Genomic DNA, 24,744 nt, shown 5'->3' with positions numbered 1-24,744 from the left:
CGGCACGTTCCGTCGTCGACACCCCCGCCCGAGGAGGACTCCGCGATGCCGTTCGTCCCGTCCCGTACCGCGCTGCGGCGCCTGACCGCCTGCGCCGCCGCCATGGCATTCACGGCGCTGCCCGCCGTTCCCGCCGCGGCCCACGTGACCATGTCCGGCCCCGACGCCACCCGTGGCGGATCGGCCGTGCTGAGTTTCCGGGTCCCCAACGAATCGGCCACCCAGAGCCCCACGGTCGGGCTCACGGTGCGCATACCCGGGGTCACCGCCGTGGACACCGAAACCGTCACCGGTTGGCGCGCCCAGGTCACCCGGCAGTCCGACGGGCAGGCCACCGAGGTCTCCTGGACCGCCGAACCGGGGACCGGCATCGGAGCCGGACAGTACGGCGAATTCTCCGTGCTCGCCAACGGCCTGCCCGATACCGACCAACTGGTCATCCCCGCGGTGCAGACCTACGCCGACGGCGCCGTGGTCCGGTGGGATCAGAACCCGGCGTCGGGGGACCAGGTACCCGAGTTCCCCGCGCCCACCCTCTCGTTGCGCAATGGTGGCGGCGCCACCGCGAACGGTCACGGCGACATCCCCGATCTGACCGCCTCGGCACCCAAGGCCGACGACACCACCGCCCGCTGGCTGGGCGTCATCGGCATCGTGGTGGGTGCGCTCGGCCTGCTGACGGCGGCAGGTGTGGCTCTGCGCTCCCGCACGCACTGACACACCCGGATCGACCCGCGCGACACTACTTCTCGGCCTGACAACCGACGGCTGACCACGGATGCGATGATGTACCCGCCATGATCGATCGCGCCGCCCCCACCGCACCCGCACGGGTCGTGCGGTCGTCGGTCTTCGCGGTGCTCTGTGTGCTGCTCTCGGCGCTCGGGCACGGATACACCTCGGGCCGGGCGTCGTCGCCGTCCACGCTCGCGCTCGCGGTCACTTTCGTCGCCGCGTGCGCGTGGCTGATCACCGGACGCCAGCGCGGCCCGATGACCATCGTCTGCGGGCTCGCCGCTGGACAGGCCTTGCTGCACCTGTGGTTCTCGATCGATCCCGCCTCGGGGCACGCGGCGCATGCCGCCGAGGACCTGCGCCCGACCGGTCCCGGCGCCATGCTCGCCGCGCACGTTCTGGCCGCCGTCGCTTGTGGCCTGTGGCTGTGGTGGGGCGAGCGGACCGCGTTCGCGCTGGTCCGTGCCCTCGTCGCCTGGGTGCGCCCGTTGCTGCGGCTGCTACTGCCCGGCCACGGCGGCGACGGCGTTCCCGTGCGGACCGAGACAACCCGGGCACACGGTCCGCAGGATCCGTTGCGGCACTGCCAGGTACGCCGGGGACCGCCTTCGGTTTTGTTCCGCGTCCCCGAATCCGCCCTCGCATCCTGAATCCGTGGTCACGGCCGCTCCGGCCGTGGCGCCCGGCTCTGTGCCGGGGCGGGTGCCGTCGTGCGCACTTACCACCCAGCTCATAAACCACCGCACGCACCCTCACCGGCGTGCGTTCGCAACCGTGCCGGTCCGGCAGCTCAGTGGGACAGCATCCGCTTCCCACGCAGCAGACCGCCGGTCCGGCTGTTTATCTCCTGGGCAGGGACTGGCTGCGTATCCCGAACAAAGATCCGATATGAAACTGCATAGTTCCGTGCTGCGCCGACGTGGTACGCCCACTTCCATCGATTCGCCGCCAACCAACCCGGACGACGAACTCACGGCCCTCGCGCTGGCGGCCGGTGCGGGTGACCGAAACGCCCTGTCCGAATTCATCCGCCGTACCCAGCCGGATGTGTGGCGGTTCATCGCCCATCTCACCGATGTGCAGTCCGCCGACGATTTGACCCAGGAAACCTATCTGCGGGCATTGGGCAGCCTCCCGCGTTTCGCGGGCCGCTCCAGCGCCCGCACCTGGCTGCTGTCGATCGCGCGGCGAGCAGTCATCGACCGGCTGCGTACCGCGTCGGCCCGGCCGAAGACCGCACCCGGCGCCGACTGGGAGGCGGCGCTGGACCAGCGGCGTGATCGCCGCGCCGGGGAGGTCGGCGAGGAGATGGTCGTCGCCGACATGCTGCGACACCTACCCGACGATCGCCGCGAGGCGTTCGTACTGACCCAGATCCTGGGACTCAGCTACGCCGAAGCCGCCGCGGCCGCGGACTGTCCGGTCGGCACGATCCGCTCCCGGGTGGCCAGGGCCAGGGAAACGATGCTCGAACTCTGGCAGAGCATCGAAGCCGAATCGGCCACGGTCACCGTGCTCCCGCTGCGCGCGCAGCAGGCGCCGGTCGCCACCACGGTGACGGCGCGCGCACAGTGATGCGGCCCTGACCGTTCAGTCGTGCCCCGCCCCCACCGCCTCGGGCCGGGCACGACGACCGGGCCGCTGCCCGAGGAACAGCGTCGCCAGTCCCGGCAGCCGCACCAAGACCTCGTGGATCACCAGCGCACCCGCAACCGCCCCGCCGACCAACACGGCGTATTCGACCGAGACGGGCCAGTCGACCGGCAGCAGGACGGTCGCGAGCCCGAGCAGCAGGACATTGTGGAAGACATAGACGGTCATCGCGGCCGCGGCCAGGTAGCCGGTCACCCGGCTCGGGCCGGGCAGCAGGCGGCGGATCACCGTCAGCAGCACCATCGTCATGCCCGCACCCACGACGGGCACCGCAGCGTGATACAGCAGCCGCGCGGGCACGGCGGCCACCGGTTCCAGCGCCGCGAGCGCACCGGCCGCGACGCACCATGCGATCGCGGCGGGCGCCGAGCAGCAGGTCACCCGGTCGAGCAGGTCCGGCCGCGTGGCGACCACGGCACCGAGCAGGAACGACGGTGCGTGGATGGCCGCCTGCCGCACATCGAGCAGGCCGAACACCGTATCGATCCCGGCGAGCACGGTCGCTGCCCACCCGGACGTCACCACGCACCCCGCCACACCCGCGACGAACGCGACCCGCCACCGGCTTGCACCCGTCCAGGACCCCACACGGCCCAACGCCGCCCACACCCGGTCGGTACCGAACCGCGACACGCCGAGCGCCAGCAGCAGGCCATAGAGGAACAGCACGGTCAGGAACCAGAACTGGAACACCAGCAAGGATGGCTGCCTCAGCAGACCCACCCACCAGCCGAAGGTCTCCCCGGCCGGTCCGGTGGTCCGAGCGACCAGCCACAGCTGGACCGGCCCCAGCACCAGCACACCGATGGCGAACGGCACGAGTAGCCGCTGCGCCCGTTCACCAGTCCACTGCCCCACCGCTTTCCGCGCCACCGCCCGCATCGCGAAGTACCCGGCGACGGCGAAGAACGCGGGCATCCGGAAGGTGTGCACGAATCCCGCGACCGCACCGGCCACCGGCCCCGCCGAATCCGGCCCGTACCAGGGCAGACCACGGTAGACGAAGGCCGCGTGGAAGGGCACGCCCAGCAACATCAGCACCGCCCGCGTGGTGTCGACCCAGGCCATCCTGGCGGACGTTTCGCGCCTCCCCGCAGCAGTACTCATGACGGAAGTAGTCGGCCGCGGCCCTCGGATGGTTCCCGGACTCAGTGCCCACCACTCACATGGCTGGGCCGCGGTCCGGGCGCGACCTGACCGAGCTGATGCCACGGCCCGGTCTGACCGACCAGCCAGGCGATCACGAAAATGCTGGTGAGGACACAGAGGAACTGGGCGATGCGCACGACGGCCTCGACCAGGTCGGCGCCCTTCGCACCGGTCATGCTTCGACCAGTTCGTATCCCGCGTCATCGATCGCGTCCTGGATCGCGTCCACGGCCGTGGCACCGCCACCGCTCACCGTCACCCGGCCCGCGGCGACATCGACATCGACCGTGTCGATACCCGGTAACGCGGTCAACGAGCCCTTGATCGCATCCGCGCAATGTCCGCACGACATACCCGACACGGAGTAGCTGGTTGCACTCATTCGACAAGTCCTTCCCGACATTTCGGACGTGGCCGCTGTTCGCAGGCCCCATCAGGTGAGTCGGCTGTGGCCACCGTCCGGTTCCCGCATCTCTGCCGGATACGCGCGTTGAGGCGTGTTGTGCGAATGAGAATCGTCACACTCGGTGGTGGCGGACTTCGCTAGTGTTACGGGTTCGGCCACGATCGCTAGGCTCGGCTACCCGCACGGCTCGGACGAGCCATCCCACCCCGCTCGCGGCAGATATTTCCGGCACCGATCCCCCGATCCGCCGCACCCCGCAGGACAGGATTCAACGAAATACGTTGCTAGTCGGCGGAATCGATGTGCATCGCGTCCTTCTTCGAAGACGTCCACGCAGGCGATGACGGAGTTCGGCGGATCAGTTGGGGCTCGAAGACCCGAAGGCGACGTGGCGGGGTTCGGATTGTGCGGCTCGGCCAGGCACCCACCCCGGCCGAGCCACCCCAACGGCTAGATCACCAGGCAGGAACTTCCCGCGTTGATCCCAGTGCCCACCGTGAGGACGATGGTTTTCGCGTCGGGGGCCTGGACGACCTGAATGGTGTGGGTACCGGGGGTTTGCGGAGTCCAGTCTGCCGAGTGGGTTTTCACGTCCGGACCATCCGGAGTCGAGCCGAACAAGACACCGTTGTCGTAGAACTTCATACCGGCCGGCGATTTGCTGTTGGCGAGCACCTTGTAGGTGCAGCCGGTGCCGTACCCGTTGCTGAGCCCGCCACCGGCGATCAGGACCTGGGTCCCGATCTCGGCCGACGCCTGCGGCGCGGACATGGCCAAACCGGCAACAGCCGCCACGATCGCGACCGGAACAGAGTTCCGCAGCTTCCCCATAAACTATCGACTCCTCAAGTTACACAGTGGATTTCACCTACACCGCGCCGTGCCGCGACGCCGCGGCGCCACATGCGCGACAGCACTCCATCTTTCAGACCAATCCGCGTCACCACAACCCCAAAAATGGGTTGATAGGATGACTTTGGTGACAGTTCGACGTGTCGAGTGTGGCGAGCACCGCCGCGCGGTCGATGCTGATGGTGCGCTCCTGCACCAGCGCCACCCATTCCTCGGTGTCCTGCTGCCCGCCGCCGGTGGCCGCGGCGTCGCTCGTCCACGAAACCTGTAGCAGCTCAGTAGTTTGCGATAGATCGACTCGACGATCCAGGCTATTCTCGAACTCGGCGACATGGCGGGGCCCGGTACGCCGACGCGGGTGCGGACCTGATCTTCACCGAGGCCCTGCACACCCCGGCCGATTTCGAGAAGTTCCGGGCCGCGGTCTCGATTCCGTTGCTGGCCAACATGACCGAGTTCGGCAAGTCCGAGCTGCTCACGGCCGAGACGCTGGAGTCCATCGGCTACAACGCCGTCATCTACCCGGTGACGACGTTGCGGCTGGCCATGTACGCCGCCGAAGCCGGCCTGCGGGAGATCTTCGAGAAGGGCACGCAAGGCCGGCCTGCTCGACCGGATGCAACACCGCAGCCGCCTGTACGAGCTCCTGCAGTACCGGCGTTACAACGAATTCGATTCCGACATCTTCAATTTCACATTGGGAAGGAACCAATGAGCACCGCATCGCGTAGCGATTCGACGAGGGGTGGTGGTCGGGCGGCGGGCGGGCCGGAGACCGCGATCCCGACCATATGCAAAGGTCTCGCCGGTGTCGTCGTCGACACCACCTCGATCTCCAAGGTGGTGCCGGAAACCAACTCCCTGACCTACCGCGGCTACGCGGTTCAGGATCTGGCGGCGAACTGTAGCTTCGAAGAGGTCGCCTACCTGCTCTGGTATGGCGAACTGCCGAACGATGCTCAGCTCGCCCTTTCGTCCAGCGTGAACGTGCCGCGCGGCGGGCCGATCGCTCGCTTCTCGCACTGATCGCGAAGATGCCCGTGAACTGCCATCCGATGGATGTGGTGCGTACGGCGATCAGCTACCTGGGCGCCGAGGACCCGGCCGAGGACGACAACTCGCCGAAGACCAACCTCGCCAAGGCACTGCGCATGATGGCGGTGCTGCCGACCATCGTGGCCGCCGACCATCGGCGGCGCCGGGGCTTGGATCCGATCGCGCCGCACTCGCACCTGGGTTTCGCGGAGAACTTCCTGAACATGTGCTTCGGCAAGGGTCCCGGCTCCGGAGCTGGTGAAGGCGTTCGAGGTGTCGCTGATCCTCTACGCCGAGCACAGCTTCAACGCCTCGACCTTCGCCGCCCGCGTGGTCACCTCCACGCTGTCGGACATCTACAGCGCGGTCACCGCCGCCATCGGCGCGCTCGAGGGTCCGCTGCACGGCGGGGCGAATGAGGCGGTCATGCACGACATGATCGAGATCGGCGATCCGGCGCTGGCCGAGCAGTGGCTGCGCAATAAGCTGGCCAAGAAGGAAAAGGTCATGGGCTTCGGCCACCGGGTCTACAAGAACGGTGACTCCCGGGTGCCGACCATGAAGAAGGCGTTCCTGGACGTCGCCGCCGTCACCGAAGGCGCCACGTGGGTGCAGATATACGAGATCCTCGAGCGCACCGTGAACGAGGCCACCGGCATCAAGCCGAATCTCGACTTCCCCACCGGCCCGGCGTATTACCTGCTCGGTTTCGATATCGAAGTGTTCACCCCGATCTTCGTGATGAGCCGCATCACGGGCTGGACCGCCCACATCATCGAGCAGGGCGAATCCAATGCCCTTATCCGGCCGCTGAGCGAATACATCGGCGTGCCACAGCGTTCCGTCGTCGCCTGACAGCCCCGGCGCGCGACATTCCGCGACGGCCCGCACTCACACGGCGCGGGCCGTTCCCCGTTCCGGCGACGTATCCGGTCGTCCAGTCCTGAATCAAGAGGTAGCCGCTCCATGTTCTCGAAAGTCCCCGGGAGCAGCGCAGCCGACTCGAAGGCAGTTACGAACTCCGTGAGTCCGGGGATGGCGCCGCCGTTCGCCGACTGGCCATCCGGCTACCTCGTCACTGCCACGCACACAGTAGATCCTCGGGTCCCCAATGGGCAGCGATCGGCAGGTCAACGTCCACCCCGGACCGCGAGACCGCCACCAGCGACGTATCGAATTGCGTACCGGGAACAGCGAGGACGCCGCGGGCTAGGGCGTCGTAATCGTGGCGATCGAACGGCCGATCCTCGAGCCATTTGATCGATCCGACGAAATGTACTGCGCCCGCGACAGGTTCCCGGTCGGCACCGATCAGGTCGAGCTCCGGGTTGTTCTGCCGGTTCCACCAGCCGCCCACCGCTTCGGTCTCAGGCCAGCGGTCATCGGGCAGCAGGCGCAGCAGCGATTCCCGGATCACCGGCTCTACCGCGCGACCGCGCCACGACGTCCACGAACGCTCGATCCGCTCCAACGCCAGATCGCCCCGGCCACGTTCGATGAGCGGAATTCCGCGCTCCAGGAACGCGAGCCAGAACCTCATATAGGAGTCGGCGATGCGGTAACGCTTGTTCTTGCTGTCCGATTTCGTCGACAGCGGCAGATCCGCAGCCACCATCCGCTTGGCCCGCAAGGTATTCAGCAGCGGCGTCAATGTTCCGGCAGGTAATGCGCCCTTGCTGCCCGCGGCGGCGGCGATGGCGCTGTACGTGCGTTCGCCGCTGCCGATCGCCTCCAGCACGGCTCGGGAACGCGACGCCTCGGGGAACTCGCCGAGCAGTGACAGTTCGCCCGCCACCAGCAACGGCGAGAGCGGATTCGCCGTAGCATCGCGCAGGAAGTCCCTGCGGCTCATGCCCGGTCGCCAGGACTGGACGATTTCCGGGAATCCACCGGTCATCAACAATGCGTCTATCGCCTCGGCCGCTGACAGTTCCGTCATAGCCTGCACATCCGCCAGATGCAGCGACCGAACTGTCATCTTCGTCGCTCGCCCGAAGAAGGGACGACCGTGCGACTGCAACGCCTCCATCACCGAGATGTCACTGCCCACCAGCACCAGCAGGACCGGCTTGGCCGAAAGGTGCCGGTCCCACACCGTCTGCAGTGCCCCCTCGAACTCGGAGTCCTGCTCCACCAGCCAGGGCACCTCGTCGATCACGACGATGCTGGCGGCATCATCTGGCAGTGCGATGGCCAATGTCCGCAAGGCCTGGTTCCAATCCGCCGCCGATATCCCCGCGACCAATTCTGCCCGCAACGGCGAATGAGTCAGGACGCCAACGAAATCCGCCCGCTCGGCGACCGGGTTGCGACCCCGTGTCGCCTGGAAGACGACATACGGCAGACCGGAGCGATCACAGAATTCCTGAACCAGACGCGACTTCCCCACACGCCGCCGACCAGTCACGATCACCGCACGCCCCCGAGTCGCACCGGTCCCATCCGTCACGAATTCCAGCTGTCGCCCCAGCAGATCGAGATCTGCCACACGCCCCTTGAACTCCACTCACCCTCCTTCCGCCGCAAAGTTCGCATCTTACTTAGATTCGATCTAAGTAAGATTCTATCTATGTAACTTGAATCACCTTTGCACGACCGACGGAACACCCCAGCCCCGACGCCTGGCTGACCACCACCGCCAACCGCAAGGCCATCGACCGGATCCGGCGCGAGAAATCCTTGCGGCGTTCAGCGCCGTGCACACCTGCGCCCGCGACGTGTGCGACACCGACCGGTCGCAGGTCGTCACCCTCTACACCAGCTCGTCCACCTCGATCCCTCGCCGATCATCGCCCTCAACCCGGCCATCGCGGCCGCCGAGCCCGATGGGCCGCAGTCAGACTCGTGCGCGGCATACGACAAAGCCATCGAGCCGGCGGGCAGCACCGCCGGGACCGCCTACCTGACACCGCCGCGACCAGCTGGGGTAGCGCCCGCGGATCCCGTTCGTAACCCGTGCAACGCAGCGGCCGGCCTCGTGACACCCTGCCGAATACCTGTGCGCATCAACCGCACCCACAGTCCGGAAACCATTGCCCGGCAAGCCGAACCGAGCCAATTTTCGAGCCGATGAAGGAGCAAGGTTGGCGTGGCCAACCACATCGACCAAAGCCTTTATGTAGCCGACTGAACCGTGACACAGGGTTGGCAGATGCCGCCCGACTATGCACCGGGCAGGCGCGTTCCGGTTGGTCGCCGGGGAGTGCCGGATCAGTCGTCGACCTCCCATTCGGCCGGCAACGTCCGGTGTCTCCGCAACGGAGACCCGAGCAATAAGACGATGGGCGTTGCCATCACTGCTACGCCGACCCACAGGGCCACCTGTGCGGACCAGATACCGGCGACGACGCCACCCACCATGGTGCCAAGTGGGGTTGCGCCCTGGGTGACGACTGCGGCGGCGGCGGTGACCCGACTGAGGTAGCGGTTCGGCGTAACTCGGGCACGCAATCCTGCGACGGCGACGGAGCGGCCCACCAGGGCCACTCCGAGCATGATTTCCGCGATGGCGACCAACGCCACGGCTTCCCCTCGAAGGAGCCCGGCCAACGGCAGAAACAGCATCGCAACCGGCGCCAGCGCCGAAAACACCATCGTCATCCTGATCTCACCGATCCGCCTTCGCAGCGGCGGGCATGCCAGCGACGCGATCAAGCCGGCGACGGCACCGACCGCCGACAGAGCACCGAACAGCCATGGTTGGATTGCCAGCGTCTTCAGCAAGAAGTATGCCGTGACGGCCATCATGATCCCGGCTCCGAGATTGTTCAACGCAGTCTGGCCGAGCAGCAATCGCAGCAAGGGTTGGTGTAACACTGTACGTATTCCGTCAGCGACCTCCTTACGGAAGTGTCGCTCGGCCTTGGGGACGGGTGGCGGTTCGGTTGGCTCGATCCGGCGGAGCAACAGCGCCGATAGCAATTGGCAACAGGCGGCGACACCGTACAGAATCGGGGCTGCAACGGATTGCGCCGCAGCTCCGGCGACAGCCGGCGAGATGACACTGATGCTGCTTTCCGAAGTGGTCAGTCGCGCCTTGGCGTCGGCAACCCGCTTCTTCGGGAGGATGAGCGGAAGAACACTCGTGTGGGCGACCCCGAAGAACACACCGGCGATGCTCAGCGCGACTGCCACACCCATCAGCTGAACCACCGTCAGCATGCCGGTCAGATAGGCAATTGGGATGCTGGCGAGAGCGACTGTGTACGCGGCCTCTGCTGCGAGCAGGACTGTCTGCTTGCGTCAACGATCGACCCACACGCCTGCGGGCAGCCCGATCAGTAGATATCCGACCTTTCCGCACATCGCGATAAAGCCCATCTGCAACGGCGAGGCGCCGAGCAGCGTGACCGCGGTGACCGGCAGCGCAAAGCTCGCGATCTCGCCGGCAATGTCGCGACAGCCATTCGCCATCCACAGTCGACGGAAATCCGGCACCTTGAGAACTTCGACTTCGGTGTCGGTGGAAGTGACTGTCATCCATAGCTCCTGTGCACATGTCGAAGAATTCTGAACACGGCGTTGATCACAACAAAATCGGAAATGAGATACACCGGCGTGCGATTGCGCACTGATCATCTACGTAATGGCAAGGGCAAGCATCCACGGAGTTCGCAATGCGGTGGCCAAAGGTCCAGTCGGCGCGTGCTCGACCTGTTCGATCACTTCCCGCCATGCGCCGTCGGGTACCTGGTCCTTGTCTGCTGGCTCCTCAGGTAGCCTGAGAGTCCGGGCTCGCAGTCCCGTCGACCAGCGTCCTGGTCGCGGCCGAGCCATTCGGCCACATACGGCAGATCACCGTTCGACGGATCGTCGTAGTCCGACCGGTTCCCGGCGGGACAGTTGGGAAGCGGAGGGGCGCAGCGCGAACCGACGGAACTTCAAAACCGCATCCACCTGCACAAACACGTAATACCAGCTATCCAGAGGAGAACGCTGGGAGGTGCCGGGAACAGCCGCAGGTGATCCCACATATCGAATCACTGAGCTGCGCCAGCGAAAACGGGTGACCCGCCGGGTCGAGCAGGATTCGGCTCTGACACCCCGGCTGCTTCGGCGGCAACCGAGCCCCGATGCTGAGCGCACGCCGCTCCAATCCAGTGACGGTTGTTCCACTGGTCGGGCCGAAGTGGATAACCGGCAGCCCTTGCCATGCAGGTGGCACATAGCCCGCGACCCGCTGCGCGACGACGGTCAGGCCGGAAGGAACACAAACCCCCGCGCTTTCCTGCTCGTTCCAGAGCAGTCGGCCACCCAATAGATTCAGATAGAAGCTTGCTATCGGTCCGGGATCCCCACAGGCCAGTGATACTCCGACAATGCGACACGGCATCAGCGGAGGCTGACTTCCGCCGACCTCGACAGCTTCGCGGCGAACCGGCCCCCTCGACCGCGTGTACCGATCGGCAGCTGCGCCCGAACCCTGTCTCGACAATTGCGCCGCAGCCCAAATCTCTTGCCATGTACGAAGATTCAGCAACTCGGGGGTTACCGACCCGCGGCGTCGAGCACGATCACAGAGGACCACGAGGACGGGGCGCAGGGTCTCGAAACGGGCAGGCACATTGCGTCCCGACTTCCAATCACTGATGCGCTGCGCGGAAACGGATCGCGATGCGCGCAGCTCCGACTGGCCATTCCGCTGGGCCGCCGCCGCGACTACCCGAAGCGACGGGCTCCCAGCGACATTGTGCAAGTCGGCAAACCGACGGGCGAACTCCTGGCGCGCCGACCCCCCGGGTCCTGGCCGTAGTGCGCCATCCGCTGACATGGATACCATCTGATCTCCCGATACCTTCTGCGCAGTCGGCCCAGCAGGGACGTGAGCCGACCATTCTCCTCGAGATGGTTGGACGCCGTGACCCTCCCGTCGGTTCCATTGAATTGCAGACAATTTCAGGTACCACGTCGGTCGCAACGGACGGCCGCATAGACCGTGCGCCGTCGCCGCTCTCGCCTGCGACCGGCCTTGCCGCGATCAACCCACCGGGGCTTTGAGCCGCTACTTGAAATCTCGTGTGCCGCAATAGTTCCCGCTACCCGATGGACGGCTATGTCTCGCTGCCGATTCGGGCGAAACAGCCAGCTGCGACCAGGAGTTGCCGGATTCTTCACCACCACGGGCGACCTCGTCGCCCAGGCGGGCGAGCAATTGTCCGGACCGGACACTGAATTCCCGGTGCCGAGCTGCGGATATGCCGGAAGTATTTTCTAGCCCATTGTCGCGTTGCAACCCTCCGACTACGCTCCAGTCGAGAGGAGGGGCATGTGCGTATATTCCGATATCGGTTCATGTGAACAGGACCCGAGCAAGACAACAGACGGAATCTTCTGTCTCCTATACGAGGACAAATCCTGAACTCGGCGCAATCGATAGCGCAATGAGCTTCATTCCCGAGAGCTCCGCATTATCGGAGAGCGTTCCAAATCCGAAGAAAGGGGGGTGTATTTCATGAGCTACGACCACATCGAAATAACGTAATGCGCCGGTCGGGCCGAATTTACTCGGCCCGACCCCCATAACCTCCGATAGCTCACCGTATCTATTTCGCAGGAAGAAATGAACACCATCGACTGGAACCCTCTCAGCGCTGATACGATACGTGATCCCTTTGGACGCTATCGGCAGATGATCGAGCAACAACCGATATTCTGGTACAGCCCTCTTCGATCGTGGGTAGTCGTGCGCCACGCCGATTGCCAGGAAGTTCTGCGTAACCACGAGGTGTATGCGCGGGATCGTCGCCGAGTCGGCGTCGACATGCCCGACGACAAGATGAATATTCAGACGCAGGATCCGCCGGAACAACTGGAACTCCGCCAGATTCTCATGCGCACCCTGCATCGACAGGACCTACGCGGCGTCTCTCGACTGGCTCGAAAGCAGCTCGATGAGATCCTTTCCGAAAAGGCAGGCACGGGGCCGTTCGATCTGGTGACCGAGATCGCAGAACCTGTCGCAATCGATCTGGTGAACGCGGTGGTCGGTGTCGACTACTACACCGCGGATTCGTATCGCCCAATTTTCGAGAGCATTACGAAGAGCATGGACAGCGGGCTCGATCCTGCTCGTGCGGCCCGCGGGCGTGCGGCGAGTTCCGAGCTGATAGACGCCGTGCGAGGCTGGGTCACAGCCGACCAGCCGACCGGGATGATTGCGGAGCTGCGGCGGTCCGACAAGATCGACAGTATGGCCGTTTCGTATGTCGCCAACACCATGGCCGGGGTCTACAACGCAGGCTTCAGCACCACCGCCGCGGCCATCACCAGTGCGGTGCTGACGCTTATCCAGAACCCGGACGCACTCGCGCGGCTACGCACTTGCAATTCCTACATAGTCGCGGCACATGAACTGCTTCGCTATATGAGCCCGGCGCAAGCGACGGAACGGGTGTCCGTGCGCGATACCGAAATCGGTGGCCAATCGATCGCACGCGGGGACACCGTCGTCACGCTCATGGCCGCCGCGAATCGGGACCCTGCCGTATTCGATGACCCCGACGTACTTCGACTCGATCGCAACCCGAATCCACATCTCGCATTCGCGTGGGGTCCGCATGTATGTATCGGCGCCCAGTTGGCGGTCACCTGGACTGCCGAATTGCTTCGATGCCTTGCGGAATATCCCGGTTCGATAAGACTGGCCGGAACACCCGAGTACATGAATTCCGCAACGCTGCGGAATCTCACCCGACTGCCGGTCGAACTGGACTGATCATCCGGACCGGACAGCTGAATCGGCAACCCCAGCAGGGTGTTTCACGCCATCGCGAGCAGAATTGGTTGCCGTCGCCGGGCGCGGTCAGCTACGTTGAAGCTGCTCGGCAGCGTTGGGGCCGGAAAGCGAATCAAATGTCGAATCGGGGGAGATCTGCCATGCAGACATTGACACTGTGGGCAATCACGAGGGCAATGGTGACGGCGTGACGGTGGCGGAGTCGCTACGCGCGAATCGGCCGTTCGGCTATTTCCTGGTCGGCCGATCGGTATCGCTGATGGGCAGCGCGATGGCGCCACTCGCGCTGACCTTCGCGGTACTCGGTCAACCCGGCGGCACGCAGGCGCTCGGATATGTGCTTGCGGCACAGATGATTCCGATGGTGTTGATCACCGTTATCGGTGGCGGCATCGCCGACCGGGTTCGACGGAGCACGGTGCTGATGTGGTCCAATTCCTTGTCCGGGCTTACCCAGTGCGCCATCGCGGCAGTGTTGCTGGCCCAGGTTCAGGTGTACTGGATCGTCCCGCTGGCCTGCCTCAACGGAGCGGCGACGGCGTTCACGATGCCCGCGCTGCGCGGAGCACTCGCCGAGCTCGTGACCACCGACCAGCTGATGCGAGCCAATTCGCTGATCAACACCGCGCGCAACATCGCACAGATCGCCGGACCGACCATAGCCGGCGTGATCGTTGCGACCAGCACCGGCGCCATCGCCCTGTTGGTCGACGCCGCTACGTTCTTGTTCGCCGCATGGATGATGCGGCGACTGAACCTCGGCCAGCCACAACGTAGTTCGAAATCCACCTTCGTCGCCGACCTCCGCGAAGGCTGGCGCTACTTCGCCACGAGTCGTTGGCTCTGGACGGTCACGCTGGCCTTCACCCTGATCAACATCATCCAGTCCGGCCTGTGGCAAATTCTCGGACCGATTATCGCGGAGGACACCATCGGCGCCAATGGCTGGGGCATCGTGCTCAGCATCAAAGCGGCCGGGCTGCTGTTGGTCAGCGTCTATCTCGTAACCTACGCGCGCACACGCACATTCGGCCTGGCGCTGGTCGGCATGAGCTTCGCGGCACTGCCGTTGATCACGCTCGGCGTCCGCCCCACGATTCCGGCACTCGCGGTGACCGCATTCGCGGCCGGTCTGGTGTCCGCTTACTTCGGAATCGTCTGGGAGACAACCCTGCAAACCAAGGTGCCCAAGGAGCTCCTGTCCAGAGTGACGTCCTACGACGACCTCGGATCATTCATCGGTATCCCGGTTGCCCGACTCGGCACCGTCGCTCTGGCATCGGTCACCGGCTACTCGACGCTGGCCGTGATCGGCGGCGTCCTTTTCTTCCTGGTCGCGCTCGCGCCACTGAGCATGCGATCGGTTCGCAGCATATGAGGGAGTGGATAAGCAGTGTCAAGAAATAATCATGCGGCCAGACCGCCTCGAGGGCGCTGACGCCATGCACGCACTAGTAATCGGCGTACAACCACCCCTGGTCGAAAGCCTCGTCTCCCGCGGGCATGAGGTCACCCTGATACACGAAGCGGCACAGGCCGCGCGAGTCCGGGACCTCGTTCCACCCGCTGTGCACACGGTGGCGATCGGCTCCGTAACCTCACCCGAGTCGATTCTCGGTGCACTGGCATACCTCGGGATAACGGCGAAGATCGAATGCGTCGTACCGGGCAACGAGGTGGCTGTGGTCCCGTCCGCGATCGTCGGCGAACTGATTGGCGCACGGTCGTTGCCGGTGCGTACCGCGCTGGCCTGCCGCAATAAGGCGGTGCAGAAAGCAACCTGGGCCGACATTGTGCCCACCGCCCGGTGGTCGGTGCTGACGGGCTCCGACGACGATATCCCCGCCCGGCTGCGCGATGCCGACATCGACCTGCCATGTATCGCAAAGCCGCTGGACAAGGGCGGGACGACCGACGTCGGCATGGTCAGTGAGGTCAACGAACTACAGACCAGGCTGGCGGAACTGGCGGCCCCGCTGCTGGTGGAGCAATACCTCGAACCGCCCGAATGGCACCTGGACGGCGTGATCCAATCATCGGAAATCAGCCATTTCATGGTCTCGCAATACTGCAGCCCGGTGCTGGATACCAAACGTGGGATTCCGGTCCAGTCGATGACATATCCGGGTGCGTCGAACGCCGTACTTTACAATGCGGCAAGGGAATTCACACACCGCGCGGTAACCTCGCTCGATCTGACCGACGGGGTTTTCCACCTGGAGGCGTTCGGTCGGGAAGGTGAATTCATTGCGGGTGAGCTCGCCTGTCGGCCCGGCGCGGGCATGATCCCGCAAGTCGGACGGATAGCCCTGGGGATCGACCTGTGGGACGCGGTCGGGCGGCTGGCCACGGACGAGCCCGTCCCGCCCGCCGCGGCGCGATCGCAGGACTATCTGGGCTTCGTCAATCTTCCGTCGGTGGCGGGCGAGGTCAATACCGTCGACATCACCACCTTCACCGAGTTGGACTGGGTAGTCGATGTGGTCGAGCGGCGGGCGGTGGGCGAGATCATGCGCGATATGACCAGGGGCGTCGGGTTCGGCATGGGGTATGTCATGGTGCGAGCAGCCACGCGCGAGGATCTCCGCTCGCGCCTGGACACCGTGACCGACCTGATGCGCACAGCCCAGCGAAATCGTACGGGGATCGAATTGTGATGCGCGTGCTGATAGCCAACGATATCGACGAGAATTTATTTCTTCGTAAAGATACCCGCGCCTGGAGTCAACGCGTGTTCTGGCTCGGCGAACCGGGCGATCTGGTGATCGTTCCGGATACTCCGGACATAGCGTTTGTCGAGCATGTCGGGCTCGTTCGGCAAAAGGATCTCAGTACGGTTCGAGTGTCTGTCGCGCCGCCCGGAAAATACGGCACGAAAATGATTGATATGAGTGCGCTGTGCAATCCCGGATATATCGATACTTTGCGTACGATGCTGCCTTCGGATGACTCTGTCGAGATTGTCCTGCTCTTTCCGAGTATCGCTGCGGCCCGATTCGTCGAGGCACTGGGCAGATCCGCCACGATCGAGGGTCAGGAATTCTTCCGCCAGGGCGGAGCGAATCTGAGCAACAGCAAGGCCGCGTTCCGGGCGCTGGCCACCGGTGTGGTGCCGATTGCCGATGGCGATGTGTGCTTCACCCGTGAGGAGGCACACTGCGCAATCCTGGACCTACTCGCTTCCGGGCGACGAGTGCTCATCAAGAAGGTCCAAGCGGGCGGCGGTGTCGGTAACGAACTGCTATCGGTAGACAGCCCGCTGCCGTCGCATATCGGTGTGCTCACCGCACGCCGGATACCGGATCATTCGAAGCAGTCCGTCCAGGACTATCTCGACGAGCGCTGGCAATGGGCCTCGATGGACGGCCGCCTTCCCGTCGTCGTGGAGGAGTTCCACGATGTTCGAGCGTCGTTCGCCATTGAATATCATCTCACCGACTCCGGTATTACCCTGCTCGGGACGAGCAGACTCGATTACGAGAACAACCGGATCTGCCGCGAGATATTCGGCGATATGCCGTCGTCGCAGCGCTCGTCGGCTGAATTCCGGCACGGCGGTGAGAGCCTCGCGGTCAAGTACCGGCACCTGGGGTATCGCGGGTACATCTGTTTCGACGCTATCGTCACCGAGGCAGGCCAGGTGCTGTTCACGGAGGCCAACGCGCGCACCGCGACGGGTACGCACGTCAACGTGGCGTTCCAGCAATTCCTCGCGGGCGCGACGCCTTCACGACTCGCCCAGGTGGCCTCGGACCGAGGGTGGGGTGCGCTGTCCACAGCAGCGTTTCTGCGGGCCGTTCGAGACCATCACCTGGACTTCGATCCGGATACCGGTCACGGAATCGTGATGATGACACCGCCGCTGAGCGACCGGCCAGGAGGCGGCTTCATGTACCTGATCGGAAGCGCTGACGAGGCCGGCGCAGCGGTATATCAAGAAAAGCTCCTGAAGTGCGTGCCACGAGCCGAGCGCGAGACCGCGCCGGCAACGTCGTAGCGCGGCACCGACGGGGTTGGTTATTCGGGGAGGAATGCAATGAAGATCTGTGGACTCAAGCTGACGCACGATGCGGCGGTGGCGCTGGTGGACGACGGCGATTTGGTCTTCAGTGTAGAAATAGAGAAACTTGCCAACAACGGCAGATACAGCGACATTTCGGACCTATCGATAGTTTCGGAAATCCTGTCGAGTTTTGGTTATACGATATTCGATGTAGATGAATGGGTAATCGACGGTTGGGACGGGGACCGCGGCCGCGACCTGGAGTTGCTGGACGACGGCAGGCCAACGGTAGTCCGGGTCGGGCCCTATCGAGAGACTCCGTCGTTCCCGGTGCTGGAGCCCGCGGTGACCGGAAAAATCACCATCGAGCACACGGCACTCCCCTATACCGGATACAGCCACGCCGCGGGCCATCTGGCATGCACCTACGGCACCAGCCCGTACGCGCATCGAGGTGAACCCTCATTCGTCTTGGTGTGGGACGGCGGACTGTTTCCACGGCTCTACTTCGTCGACCCCGCAACCGGCGTCGACAGCGTCGGCAACCTGTTCCCCCTCATCGGGCATGCGTACGCGATGGCGGCGTTACACTTCGGCCCTTACCAGCAGCTGCCGCAGCGTACCAAGGCCGACGAGCTGTCGATAGCCGGAAAGCTCATGGCGTATATCGCGCTGGGCCGGGCGCGGCAGCCCATCCTCGATTGTCTACGCGAGGTATTTCACGAGATATTCGAAAGCGATCTTCCGGCAGCACGTGAATATCGCCGGACGGTGGGCGGATTCGGCAGCCTGTTCGAGCTTTCCCGACCACCGGTCGACCGCATGTTCGCGACGCTGCGCGAACGTATGCCACCGGACGCATTCTCCGATGAGGACGTGCTCGCGACCGTCCATCTGTTCCTGGAGGAGCTGCTCGTCAGCCGCATCGAGGACGCGGTGCGGCGTCGGGGCGACGGACCCTGGAATCTCTGCTTGGCAGGTGGGTGCGCACTGAATATCAAGTGGAACAGTGCAATGCGGGCGAGCTCGGTATTCGAGTCCGTGTGGATTCCGCCCTTCCCGAACGATTCCGGATCCGCGCTCGGCACCGCGGTGCTCGGCATGTGGCAGCACATGGGTATCCAGCCACTGCGCTGGGACGTGCGCCGCGGCCCGCAACTCGTCACCACCGGTGACATACCTCCGGATTGGTCCGCCAGCCCCATGGGTGTCGCGGAACTCGCCGCCGTGCTGCACCGCGAAGGCGAGCCCGTTGTCGTGCTGGACGGGCGGGCGGAGTTGGGTCCTCGCGCGTTGGGCGGACGAAGCATCATTGCTCCCGCAACCGATCCAGCGATGAAAGACCGCCTCAACGACATCAAGAATCGTGAGCCGTACCGCCCGATCGCGCCGATCTGCCTCGCCGCCGAGGCGCCGAGGATCTTCGATCCCGGAATACCCGATCCGTACATGCTCTTCGATCACACGGTGCGCACCGAGTGGCTCGACCGGGTACCCGCAATCATCCATCTGGACGGCACCGCACGATTGCAGACGGTCGACCCGACCGCTACCCCGTTCCTCGGCGAGCTCCTGACCGAGTACTTCCGTCTGACCGGAATTCCCGTGCTGTGCAACACCAGCGCCAACTTCAATGGCAGCGGATTCTTTCCCGATGTCGCCTCCGCGATGAAGTGGGGAAAGGTCGACCGCATCTGGAGTGCAGGCACCTTGTATCGGCGATCGAGGTAGATGAAATGCAATTGAATGACGAGTTGCTTGCACAGTACGACAGAGATGGTTTCCTGATAGCCGATTTCCGACTCGATTCGGATGAAATTGCTCGCCTCCGTGCGGCATTCGAGATCGACTGTCGTACCAGCGCAGGCCCGCACCGGATCGCCGATGAGCGCGCGGGCCTGGTCAGGGCGCTGTACGCGCCACATCAGCGGCTGCCCGAATACCGGGCCCTCACCGAGGACCCACGCATCCTGACACGGGTGCGCCGCCTGCTGCGCACCGACGACATCTATGTCTATCAATGCAAAATCAACAGCAAGTCGCCGGTCGCCGGTGAAAAGTGGTCGTGGCATCAAGACTTCGCCGCATGGCGTATCGCCGACAACCTGCCGCGACCGCAGCTGACGAACGTTGCGGTATTCCTCGACGACATGACGGAGTTCAACGGTCCGCTGGTGTTCATTCCGGGCTCGCACAAAAACGGCACGATCGACGTCGCGCATAAAACGAGTGAACGATCAGCGCAGCACCTCGATCCCGATGACATTGCCGTGGATACGCCGACGCTCGCCGAGCTCGTGGCGGAATCCGGAATGTACGCACCGAAAGGCCCGGCCGGCACGATCCTCTTCTTCTCTCCGGAGATAGTGCACGGCTCGGCAAACAATATCTCACCGTTTCCACGCCGGTTGTTGATCATCACTTATAACGAGGTGACCAACTTACCCAGGTGGTCGGGAACCGGTAGGCCGGAATACCTCGTCGGTCGGCCTGCTCGGCACCCGCAATTGGATCTGAGCTGAGTTGCGCGCCCGACACCGATGCCACCGTGAACACGATAGGACAGGAACCGCACCTATGACCTTACCCAAGACCGAAACCGATTACCTGATCGTGGGCGCAGGTCCCGCCGGTCTGCAATTGGCTTATTTATTGGAACAGCAGCAGCGCAGCTATGTGGTGCTGGATCAGGGAAACGCTCCGGGAGCCTTCTTCGGCACGTTCCCGCGGCACCGGACGATGATTTCCATCAATAAGCGCCATACCGGAACTTCCGACCCGGAGTTCAACCTCCGAATGGACTGGAACTCGCTGCTGTCGGACGACCGGGATCTGCTGTTCACAAAATATAGCGAACGCTATTTCCCGCCGGCCGACGATATGGTGCGCTATCTCGCCGATTTCGCATCCGTCTGCGGTTTGAACATCGAATTCGGGCGTCGGGTGGTCGACATCGCCAAGGAAGCCAGCGGATTCACGGCGACCGACGAGCACGGCGATACATACACTGCGGCGCGCGTGATCATCGCGACCGGCGTCAGCCTGCCGAACACGCCCGACATTCCGGGAATCGAGTTGGCCGACAGCTACGCGTCCATGTCCACCGATCCCGCTGAGTACATCGACAAGCGAGTCCTGATCGTCGGCAAAGGTAACTCGGCCTTCGAGACAGCGGATAACTTGATGGAGTCCGCTTCGGTCGTTCATATTGCGGGACCGAATCCCATCAAACTCGCCTGGCATACCCACTTCGTGGGTCATCTCCGAGCCGTGAACAACAACTTCTTGGACACCTACCAACTCAAGTCGCAAAACGCGATTCTGGATGCGAAAGTCCTCGGCATCGCCGAGCAGGACGACCGCTACGATGTCGAATTCGCATTCTCCCGCGGCAGTGTACACATCCAATACGATCGAGTGATCATCTGCACCGGATTCCGATTCGACAGCTCCCCTTTCCACGATTCGTGCCGCCCACAATTGACGATCGACGACAGATTCCCGCTGCTGACCCCCGCCTATGAGTCGGTCGATGTCGAAGGCTTGTATTTCGCCGGGACGCTGACCCAGTCATTGGATTTCAAGAAGGGCACCAGCGGTTTCATCCACGGATTCCGGTACGGTGCACGCGCCTTGTTTCGAATTCTGGAAAGCAGGTACCATGGCACCGCGTGGCCATATCGAGAGGTATCGTTGTCCCCTGCCGGATTGACCGCCGCCATCTTGGCTCGCGTCAACCGGTCTTCGGCACTCTGGCAGCAGTTCGGAGTGCTCGCCGACGTCCTGACAGTCCCCGTCGCAGGCATGGCGCGTTACTACGAGGAAATCCCCATCGGCTATCTCGACTCATGGGGCGTCGGGAATTCCGATGACACGCTCGTGGTCACGCTGGAGTACGGTCCCGACGCTGGCGCGCCGTTCGGTGGCACTGTGGTGCTGGCCGACGCTGGACCGATATCCAGCTACCTCCATCCGGTCATCCGCCGATATCGTTCGGGGGAAATCGTCGCCGAACATCACATCGCCAGCGATCTGGAGAACGACTGGAGTAGATCCGGCTACGCCGATCGGCTGCGCAAATTTCTCGCGGACACGGCGGTCGACCGTGTCACGGCATAAGGCTGCCGGCCAGGCCCGGTCAGCGACGTCGACTATTTCGCAACAAATAGGGGAGTTGAAATGCCGTCACATGGCTACGACGTGATCGTGGTAGGCAATGGCGCAATCGGTGGCGCGATTGCCGTCGAACTGTCCCGGCGTGGACATGCGGTGGCGAGAGTGGGAAAGTCCGATCGCCCACTGGCGGCCTCGTCCGCGGCGGGCGCCATGCTCGGATCCTTCGGGGAGGTGACTCGACATACGCTGCGCAGCAAGTACGGGAGGATCAAGCTCGAGAGCGATATCCGAGCCAGTAGCATGTGGCCGACCTGGGACCGCATCCTCTCGGAGACCTCCGGACAGGTCGATTCACTGTATGCCGCGAGCGGAACGGTAGTCCTGCTCAACACGATCGGCACCGGCACCGTGGATACCGGAAACTTCCAGGCCATCCGGGCCGCGTTGGACGAGTACCGCCATTCCTATGAAGAAGTCGATCCGGACAGCCTCGACTGGTACTCGCCGGATCCACTGTCACGAAGTTTGCAGGCGATCTTGATACCGGGTGAACACGCCATCGACGCGAGCCGATTGCTGACGCGGCTCGATCTGGCGTTCAACGCGGTCGGCGGCGCGGTAATCGACGACGATGCCGCGGAAGTGACAACGGTCGGCGGCAAATGCACCGGTGTGCGACTGGAGTCCGGAACCGAGCTCGAAGCCCACTCGGTCATCATTGCCGCGGGCGCACGGTCTTCGACATTGCTCGAAACCCTGCCCGAGCTGCGGCGCCGGATCCCCCCGCTGGTCAGCGGATACGGCGTGTCAGCGCTGGTCGAAACGGCGGACGGGGCCGTGCCGAAACACGTGCTCCGGACGCCCAACCGTGCCTTCGCGTGCGGACTGCACTGCGTTCCGCGCGCCGATGGGACCCTCTACCTCGGCGGCACCAATGTCATCAATGAGCGACCCCGCGCGCACGCCACCATCCGCGACCTGAGCTTCCTGCTGGAATGCAGTGTCAACCAACTGCATTCGAAGATGCCGATGGCGGGCGTGGCGGCCGTTCAGGTCGGAAACCGACCAGTGACGGCAGACGGGTTTCCGCTGCTCGGCCCGGTGGGGCTGGAGGGACTGTTCATGGCGACCGGCACCTACCGGGACGGTTTGCATCAGTCGCCGCTCATCGCCGAGTACCTCGCGGACCTGATCGAATCGAAGTCGAGCAAGTTCGATGCCCTACTCGGAGATTTCGCACCCGAGCGGGCGCCCCTGGCGGCCTCTGATCGCGGCGACGTCGTCAACCGCGCAACGGAGGAACTGCTCGCGGCTGGGTTCGAAACCGACTGGAACGTCAAACCCGAATGGCCCGAACTCATCGAGCAGCATGCCCGCCAGACCTATACGCGACGCGCCGCCGAGCTGCATCCCGCATTCACGCCGCCGCCCGAGCTGCTCGCGAAACTGACACCGTCGATCGAGCGGCAGCTCATCGACTACTACGAAGCGTGGTCGTGACAGCGACGTCTGGTCGGCCCACCTATTGCCCGCATCGTCATTCCGTCAACCATTGCGGTTTTCGTTCCGCATATTCATCTTCGGGGGTCCGCTGTGCCAACGCTCTTGGCGATAACCACGCACTTCTTTCTCCAGGTCGCGATCATCTTGGTGACATATCGCCTGCTCTGGCCGCTATTTCGACGGCTCGGGCAGGTACAGGTCGTCGCGATCATGGTTGCCGGATTCGTGCTGGGCCCATCGGTGCTCGGGTGGGTTTGGCCGCAGGCGCAGCAATGGCTGTTTCCGACCCAGCTGGTCGTAGGCGGGACATCGATGACGCATCCGAATCTGATCGCCATCTATGTGCTGGGTCAGCTCGGGCTGGTGCTGTACATGTTCCTGGTCGGGGCCTCGTTCAAGCTCGACATCCTCGGGTCGCATCTGCGGCAAGCGGGTGCCACCTCGGCGGCTGGCGTAGGGGTTCCGCTGGCGCTCGGTGGTGTAGTCGGCTGGCTGATGGTGTCGAGCGGCGGCTATTTCACCGACAAGGTGGATAACTGGCAGGGCAGTCTGTTCGTCGCGTCGGCGGTGGCGATCACTGCATTCCCGATGCTGGCCTGGATCATCTACGACTCGGGACTGCTGAACACCCGGCTGGGCACCATGTCATTGTCGTGCGCAGCCGTCGACGACGCGTGCGCCTGGGTGTTGCTCGCGACGGTAGTCGCCACCACCAAGGACTCGATGAACGGTGCGCTGCTGGCGGTCGGCGGCGGCCTGGGTTATGTGCTGCTGATGGTTTTCGTCGGACGGCGACTGCTGGCCAAGCTGGAAACCTGGACGCCCCGCATCGACCGAGAGCGCTCCGGCGGAGTGCCCATCGCGCAACTGTGCATCGTCCTCGTGGTGGTACTGCTTGCTGCCTGGTTCACCGATTGGGTCGGCATCTATTCGGTGTTCGGGGCGTTCGTCGCCGGCGCCGTGATGCCGCGTGGGCAGCTGCTCGACACACTACGCGAACGCTTCGAGCCGCTGGTCGCGTATCTGCTCCTCCCCGCGTTCTTCATCTACGCCGGACTCAACACCGAGCTGAGCCTGATCTTCGAGCCGTCGGTGCTGGCAATGGCCGCGCTGGTGCTGATCGTCTCATTCGCCGGAAAATTCGGCGCCATCAGCCTCGTTGCCCGTTGGCAGGGCATGAGCTGGCACGAGGCCGGGGCTATGGGTGCGCTCGCCAATGCGCGCGGGTTGATGGAGCTGATCCTCCTCAATGTCGGCCTGAGCGCGGGCTTGATCACCGCCGAGCTGTACACGATCCTGGCGCTGATGACGATCGTCACCACCTTCGTGGCAACCCCGATCCAACGAGTGTTCGAACGGCGCGCGTCCAGGAGTGGCTATGTCTTCGGACCAACCGGTGCAGAACTGAAGGGTTCCGATACCGTGCCGGGCACGATCGCGGTCTGAGGGACCCGTCTCCATATAACAACTCGAGAAGAGCCCGGTGCAAGGCCCTCAACACGGCCGTGTGGCCGGGTGAACCGTCGACTTATCCGGTTGCAGCGGTTCGTGTTCGGG

The 24,744-nt window shown here is 64.0% G+C and carries 22 protein-coding genes and 2 pseudogenes; 15 read left to right on the top strand and 9 right to left on the bottom strand.

From position 1 onward, the window contains the following. Positions 1 to 45 precede the first annotated feature (45 nt). The 3 genes from AB0H61_RS14795 to AB0H61_RS14785 all read left to right on the top strand — a co-directional run bounded on the left by AB0H61_RS14795 (position 46) and on the right by AB0H61_RS14785 (position 2,310). Positions 46 to 717 carry a YcnI family protein gene (locus AB0H61_RS14795; protein WP_357303775.1) on the top strand — a complete coding sequence of 224 codons (672 nt, stop codon included), beginning with the start codon at positions 46 to 48 and terminating at the stop codon, positions 715 to 717. An 80-nt stretch (positions 718 to 797) separates the two neighbouring features. Next, entirely contained in the window at positions 798 to 1,385 is a 588-nt protein-coding gene (locus AB0H61_RS14790) for a hypothetical protein (protein WP_357303773.1), read from the top strand. A gap of 238 nt (positions 1,386 to 1,623) precedes the next feature. Next, positions 1,624 to 2,310 (top strand): sigma-70 family RNA polymerase sigma factor, encoded by a 687-nt coding sequence (locus AB0H61_RS14785; protein WP_357303770.1) that lies wholly within the window; start codon positions 1,624 to 1,626, stop codon positions 2,308 to 2,310. 15 nt (positions 2,311 to 2,325) lie between these two features. On the opposite strand, the gene AB0H61_RS14780 is transcribed toward AB0H61_RS14785, so the two are convergent. The 4 genes from AB0H61_RS14780 to AB0H61_RS14765 all read right to left on the bottom strand — a co-directional run bounded on the left by AB0H61_RS14780 (position 2,326) and on the right by AB0H61_RS14765 (position 4,774). Beyond that, positions 2,326 to 3,495: an acyltransferase family protein gene (locus AB0H61_RS14780; RefSeq protein ID WP_357303767.1), complete on the bottom strand. Its 1,170-nt coding sequence runs from the start codon at positions 3,493 to 3,495 to the stop codon at positions 2,326 to 2,328. Positions 3,496 to 3,536: 41 nt separating this feature from the next. After that, entirely contained in the window at positions 3,537 to 3,713 is a 177-nt protein-coding gene (locus AB0H61_RS14775) for a hypothetical protein (RefSeq protein ID WP_357303764.1), read from the bottom strand. Then, positions 3,710 to 3,919, bottom strand: a complete 210-nt coding sequence (locus AB0H61_RS14770) for a cation transporter (RefSeq protein WP_357303761.1) — start codon at positions 3,917 to 3,919, stop codon at positions 3,710 to 3,712. Before AB0H61_RS14770 ends, AB0H61_RS14775 begins: the two co-directional genes overlap by 4 nt. 474 nt (positions 3,920 to 4,393) lie before the next feature. After that, the gene (locus AB0H61_RS14765) at positions 4,394 to 4,774 is read right to left on the bottom strand and encodes a hypothetical protein (RefSeq protein ID WP_357303758.1); all 381 of its coding nucleotides are present in this window, start codon (positions 4,772 to 4,774) and stop codon (positions 4,394 to 4,396) included. A gap of 148 nt (positions 4,775 to 4,922) precedes the next feature. On the opposite strand from AB0H61_RS14765, the gene AB0H61_RS14760 reads away from it, so the two are divergent. The 3 genes and pseudogenes from AB0H61_RS14760 (at position 4,923) to AB0H61_RS14750 (ending at position 6,685) form a co-directional block, all read left to right on the top strand. After that, positions 4,923 to 5,066: a hypothetical protein gene (locus AB0H61_RS14760; RefSeq protein WP_357303756.1), complete on the top strand. Its 144-nt coding sequence runs from the start codon at positions 4,923 to 4,925 to the stop codon at positions 5,064 to 5,066. Positions 5,067 to 5,140: 74 nt separating this feature from the next. After that, a pseudogene (locus AB0H61_RS14755) lies at positions 5,141 to 5,510 on the top strand (isocitrate lyase/phosphoenolpyruvate mutase family protein); the annotation flags it as partial. Beyond that, a pseudogene (locus tag AB0H61_RS14750) lies at positions 5,507 to 6,685 on the top strand (bifunctional 2-methylcitrate synthase/citrate synthase). The pseudogenes AB0H61_RS14755 and AB0H61_RS14750, both read left to right, overlap by 4 nt. Positions 6,686 to 6,905: 220 nt before the next feature. Here AB0H61_RS14750 and AB0H61_RS14745 read toward each other — a convergent pair. The 5 genes from AB0H61_RS14745 to AB0H61_RS14725 all read right to left on the bottom strand — a co-directional run bounded on the left by AB0H61_RS14745 (position 6,906) and on the right by AB0H61_RS14725 (position 12,674). After that, positions 6,906 to 8,336 carry a DUF234 domain-containing protein gene (locus tag AB0H61_RS14745; RefSeq protein WP_357303754.1) on the bottom strand — a complete coding sequence of 477 codons (1,431 nt, stop codon included), beginning with the start codon at positions 8,334 to 8,336 and terminating at the stop codon, positions 6,906 to 6,908. Between the two features lie 704 nt (positions 8,337 to 9,040). Continuing rightward, a complete protein-coding gene (locus AB0H61_RS14740) occupies positions 9,041 to 10,057 on the bottom strand; it encodes an MFS transporter (RefSeq protein WP_357303946.1) in 1,017 nt (338 codons plus the stop codon). A 15-nt stretch (positions 10,058 to 10,072) separates the two neighbouring features. After that, entirely contained in the window at positions 10,073 to 10,309 is a 237-nt protein-coding gene (locus tag AB0H61_RS14735; RefSeq protein ID WP_357303751.1) for a hypothetical protein, read from the bottom strand. 439 nt (positions 10,310 to 10,748) lie between these two features. After that, on the bottom strand, positions 10,749 to 11,162 hold the full coding sequence (locus AB0H61_RS14730; RefSeq protein ID WP_357303749.1) for a VOC family protein: 414 nt from the start codon (positions 11,160 to 11,162) through the stop codon (positions 10,749 to 10,751). Between the two features lie 1,005 nt (positions 11,163 to 12,167). After that, positions 12,168 to 12,674, bottom strand: coding sequence for a hypothetical protein (locus tag AB0H61_RS14725; protein ID WP_357303747.1), 507 nt, complete (start codon positions 12,672 to 12,674; stop codon positions 12,168 to 12,170). Here AB0H61_RS14725 and AB0H61_RS14720 point away from each other — a divergent pair. The 9 genes from AB0H61_RS14720 to AB0H61_RS14680 all read left to right on the top strand — a co-directional run bounded on the left by AB0H61_RS14720 (position 12,660) and on the right by AB0H61_RS14680 (position 24,633). Next, positions 12,660 to 13,544: a cytochrome P450 gene (locus AB0H61_RS14720; RefSeq protein ID WP_357303744.1), complete on the top strand. Its 885-nt coding sequence runs from the start codon at positions 12,660 to 12,662 to the stop codon at positions 13,542 to 13,544. The two genes, AB0H61_RS14725 and AB0H61_RS14720, sit on opposite strands and share 15 nt — an antisense overlap. A 178-nt stretch (positions 13,545 to 13,722) precedes the next feature. Continuing rightward, entirely contained in the window at positions 13,723 to 14,943 is a 1,221-nt protein-coding gene (locus tag AB0H61_RS14715; RefSeq protein ID WP_357303741.1) for an MFS transporter, read from the top strand. A 31-nt stretch (positions 14,944 to 14,974) separates the two neighbouring features. Further along, positions 14,975 to 16,222 (top strand): hypothetical protein, encoded by a 1,248-nt coding sequence (locus AB0H61_RS14710; RefSeq protein WP_357303738.1) that lies wholly within the window; start codon positions 14,975 to 14,977, stop codon positions 16,220 to 16,222. Next, a complete protein-coding gene (locus tag AB0H61_RS14705) occupies positions 16,222 to 17,562 on the top strand; it encodes a hypothetical protein (protein ID WP_357303943.1) in 1,341 nt (446 codons plus the stop codon). The genes AB0H61_RS14710 and AB0H61_RS14705 overlap by 1 nt, the downstream gene beginning before the upstream one ends. A 39-nt stretch (positions 17,563 to 17,601) precedes the next feature. Further along, entirely contained in the window at positions 17,602 to 19,299 is a 1,698-nt protein-coding gene (locus AB0H61_RS14700) for a carbamoyltransferase N-terminal domain-containing protein (protein ID WP_357303736.1), read from the top strand. Between the two features lie 5 nt (positions 19,300 to 19,304). Beyond that, complete coding sequence (locus AB0H61_RS14695) at positions 19,305 to 20,090, top strand: phytanoyl-CoA dioxygenase family protein (protein ID WP_357303734.1); 786 nt, start codon at positions 19,305 to 19,307, stop codon at positions 20,088 to 20,090. A 55-nt stretch (positions 20,091 to 20,145) separates the two neighbouring features. Next, entirely contained in the window at positions 20,146 to 21,687 is a 1,542-nt protein-coding gene (locus AB0H61_RS14690) for an NAD(P)-binding domain-containing protein (protein ID WP_357303731.1), read from the top strand. A 60-nt stretch (positions 21,688 to 21,747) separates the two neighbouring features. Next, positions 21,748 to 23,184 carry an FAD-dependent oxidoreductase gene (locus AB0H61_RS14685; protein ID WP_357303728.1) on the top strand — a complete coding sequence of 479 codons (1,437 nt, stop codon included), beginning with the start codon at positions 21,748 to 21,750 and terminating at the stop codon, positions 23,182 to 23,184. A 93-nt stretch (positions 23,185 to 23,277) separates the two neighbouring features. Then, on the top strand, positions 23,278 to 24,633 hold the full coding sequence (locus AB0H61_RS14680; protein WP_357303725.1) for a cation:proton antiporter: 1,356 nt from the start codon (positions 23,278 to 23,280) through the stop codon (positions 24,631 to 24,633). The last annotated feature ends 111 nt before the right edge of the window (positions 24,634 to 24,744 follow it).

Origin of the sequence: Nocardia sp. NPDC050710, assembly GCF_040654375.1 — a bacterium.
GTDB lineage: Bacteria > Actinomycetota > Actinomycetes > Mycobacteriales > Mycobacteriaceae > Nocardia.
Note: the sequence above shows the minus strand (reverse complement) of the source record. Positions and strands in the feature narration are given on the sequence as shown.

What these genes read in the sequence shown, in the direction of transcription:
- AB0H61_RS14795 (WP_357303775.1), top strand. Translation starts at nt 46, where the DNA reads ATGCCGTTCGTCCCGTCCCGTACCGCGCTGCGGCGCCTGACCGCCTGC.
- AB0H61_RS14790 (WP_357303773.1), top strand. Translation starts at nt 798, where the DNA reads ATGATCGATCGCGCCGCCCCCACCGCACCCGCACGGGTCGTGCGGTCG.
- AB0H61_RS14785 (WP_357303770.1), top strand. Translation starts at nt 1,624, where the DNA reads ATGAAACTGCATAGTTCCGTGCTGCGCCGACGTGGTACGCCCACTTCC.
- AB0H61_RS14780 (WP_357303767.1), bottom strand. Translation starts at nt 3,495, where the DNA reads ATGAGTACTGCTGCGGGGAGGCGCGAAACGTCCGCCAGGATGGCCTGG.
- AB0H61_RS14775 (WP_357303764.1), bottom strand. Translation starts at nt 3,713, where the DNA reads ATGACCGGTGCGAAGGGCGCCGACCTGGTCGAGGCCGTCGTGCGCATC.
- AB0H61_RS14770 (WP_357303761.1), bottom strand. Translation starts at nt 3,919, where the DNA reads ATGAGTGCAACCAGCTACTCCGTGTCGGGTATGTCGTGCGGACATTGC.
- AB0H61_RS14765 (WP_357303758.1), bottom strand. Translation starts at nt 4,774, where the DNA reads ATGGGGAAGCTGCGGAACTCTGTTCCGGTCGCGATCGTGGCGGCTGTT.
- AB0H61_RS14735 (WP_357303751.1), bottom strand. Translation starts at nt 10,309, where the DNA reads ATGACAGTCACTTCCACCGACACCGAAGTCGAAGTTCTCAAGGTGCCG.
- AB0H61_RS14730 (WP_357303749.1), bottom strand. Translation starts at nt 11,162, where the DNA reads ATGCCGTGTCGCATTGTCGGAGTATCACTGGCCTGTGGGGATCCCGGA.
- AB0H61_RS14720 (WP_357303744.1), top strand. Translation starts at nt 12,660, where the DNA reads ATGCGCACCCTGCATCGACAGGACCTACGCGGCGTCTCTCGACTGGCT.
- AB0H61_RS14725 (WP_357303747.1), bottom strand. Translation starts at nt 12,674, where the DNA reads ATGCAGGGTGCGCATGAGAATCTGGCGGAGTTCCAGTTGTTCCGGCGG.
- AB0H61_RS14710 (WP_357303738.1), top strand. Translation starts at nt 14,975, where the DNA reads ATGCGGCCAGACCGCCTCGAGGGCGCTGACGCCATGCACGCACTAGTA.
- AB0H61_RS14705 (WP_357303943.1), top strand. Translation starts at nt 16,222, where the DNA reads ATGCGCGTGCTGATAGCCAACGATATCGACGAGAATTTATTTCTTCGT.
- AB0H61_RS14700 (WP_357303736.1), top strand. Translation starts at nt 17,602, where the DNA reads ATGAAGATCTGTGGACTCAAGCTGACGCACGATGCGGCGGTGGCGCTG.
- AB0H61_RS14695 (WP_357303734.1), top strand. Translation starts at nt 19,305, where the DNA reads ATGCAATTGAATGACGAGTTGCTTGCACAGTACGACAGAGATGGTTTC.
- AB0H61_RS14690 (WP_357303731.1), top strand. Translation starts at nt 20,146, where the DNA reads ATGACCTTACCCAAGACCGAAACCGATTACCTGATCGTGGGCGCAGGT.
- AB0H61_RS14685 (WP_357303728.1), top strand. Translation starts at nt 21,748, where the DNA reads ATGCCGTCACATGGCTACGACGTGATCGTGGTAGGCAATGGCGCAATC.